The organism is Leisingera sp., assembly GCF_034669605.1.
Lineage (GTDB): Bacteria > Pseudomonadota > Alphaproteobacteria > Rhodobacterales > Rhodobacteraceae > Leisingera.
Genome location: NZ_JAXMOX010000367.1, coordinates 1 through 2021, shown reverse-complemented (window position 1 = coordinate 2021; position 2021 = coordinate 1). Strand labels below are relative to the sequence as shown.

Below are 2021 nucleotides of genomic sequence, written 5' to 3'. Positions count from 1 at the left end.
TCCGTCTCGACCATCGCCTTTTTGGAAACGCTGCTGTCCTTTGTGATTGCCGTCTCCAGCGAGGAAATCGTCGAGCGGGTGGAGAAATTTCACAAACGCAGGCACCAGCTGGGCATCTACGCGGAGGACCCTGAATGAACGCAGCCCCGACCCATTCCCTCGCGGCGCGGTACTACACCGACCCGGCCGTCTTCGAGGCCGAACGCAATGGCCTGCTGGCCCGCAGCTGGCAATTTGCAGGCCATGCCAGCCAGCTGGAAAATCCAGGCGACTACTTTGCTTTTGAACTGGCCGGTGAAAGCCTGTTCAGCATCAGGGGCCGCGATGGCGAGATCCGCACCTTCTATAATGTCTGCCAGCACCGCGCCCACCAGCTGGTTTCCGGTGAAGGCACCACGCGGGTTGTGGTCTGCCCGTATCATGCCTGGACCTATGAGCTTACCGGCCAGTTGCGCGCCGGTCCGAACATCAAGGCGGTTCAGGGGTTCGACAAAACCAAGATCTGCCTGACTGGGGTGCGGACCGAGGTGTTCCTTGGCTTCATCTTTGTGAACCTCGATCCTGAAGCGAAGCCGATGGATGATTGGTTTCCCAATGTCCGGAGCGAGCTGGAAAGCTTCGTGCCAAACTGGGGTGACCTGAAGCCGCTGGAATGGGTCGATATCCCGGAGAACTGCAATTGGAAGGTTTCGGTCGAAAACTACTCCGAATGCTACCACTGCAGCCTCAACCACCCGACGTTCGCCACCGGGGTGATCAAGCCGGAAACCTATGACATCCAGCCCCAGGGCTATTGCCTGCGCCACACCACCGAGTGCAACGCCCAGGACCAGATGACCTATGACATCAACTCGGGGTTCGAAAACAACGGCAAATATTCAAGCTGGTTCCTCTGGCCGATGTTCTCCTTCCAGGTCTATCCGGGTAATCTTCTGAATACCTATCATTGGCGGGCAGTGGATGCCGGTCATGTGGTGGTCTGGCGCGGCTGGTACTCCATCGGCGGCGAGGACAATGAAACCGTGCGCCGCATGGCAGTGCAGGACCGCGCAACCACGGTCGAGGAAGACATCCACCTGGTGGAATCGGTGCAGCGGGGCCTCAAAAGCCGCGGCTATGTTCCCGGGCCTTTGGTGGTTGATCCCGCTTGCGGAGTGAACTCGGAACACTCCATCCTGCATCTTCAGAAATGGATGCGCGAAGCGGCAGACCGCGACCTCGCAGCAGCAGGGACTTGAACGGTTATGATACAGCTTGATGCCGAATGGCTGAACTATATCGACGGTGAATGGATGTCTGGCGGGGCAGGGTGGATCGATGTCACCAACCCCGCCAACGGCGAACTGCTGGCCCGCCAGGCGCTGGCCGATGCCGCCGACGTGGACCGTGCCGTGCAGGCCGCCCGCCGCCTGCACCTGTCCGGCGAACTGTCGGCACTGCGCCCGATTGAGCGCGGGCGCATGGTGCAGGCTATGGGCCGCTACCTCCTCGACAATCTCGACGAGATCGCCCGTGTCCTGACCCTGGAACAGGGCAAGCCGCTCTGGGAATCCCGGATCGAGGTGGAGGGCGCCGCCCTCTATTTCGAATATTACGGCAATCAGGCCAGCACGGTGGAGGGCCGCTCGATCCCGCTGGGCGGCGGCTATTTCGACTGGACCGAGAACGAGCCGATGGGCGTCTCCGCCCAGATCATCCCCTGGAACTACCCGGTGGAGATGACCGCGCGCTCGCTCTCCGCGGCCCTCGCCACCGGCAACGCCTGCGTGATCAAGACGCCCGAGCTTACCCCGCTCACCAACGCCTGGCTTGCCCGCGCGGCCGAGGCTGCCGGTTTTCCGGCGGGTGCGGTCAATATCCTGTGCGGATACGGGCACGAGGCGGGCGCCGCTCTGTCGGGTCATCCGCAGGTCAACCAGATCGTCTTCACCGGCTCCGTCCCCACTGGCATCCGCATCGCCACCGCGGCAGCGCAGAACGTGGTGCCTTGCATGCTTGAACTCGGAGGAAAATCCGCCGCC

The 2021-nt window shown here is 61.9% G+C and carries 2 protein-coding genes and 1 pseudogene; all 3 read left to right on the top strand.

The features are described from left to right. Positions 1-138: pseudogene (locus tag VOI29_RS24315) on the top strand (silent information regulator protein Sir2); the annotation flags it as partial. Then, a complete protein-coding gene (locus VOI29_RS24310; RefSeq protein WP_323784444.1) occupies positions 135-1238 on the top strand; it encodes an aromatic ring-hydroxylating dioxygenase subunit alpha in 1104 nt (367 codons plus the stop codon). The pseudogene VOI29_RS24315 and the gene VOI29_RS24310, both read left to right, overlap by 4 nt. A 6-nt stretch (positions 1239-1244) precedes the next feature. Continuing rightward, the coding region (locus tag VOI29_RS24305; RefSeq protein WP_323784442.1) for an aldehyde dehydrogenase family protein at positions 1245-2021 on the top strand (777 nt) is incomplete at its 3' end.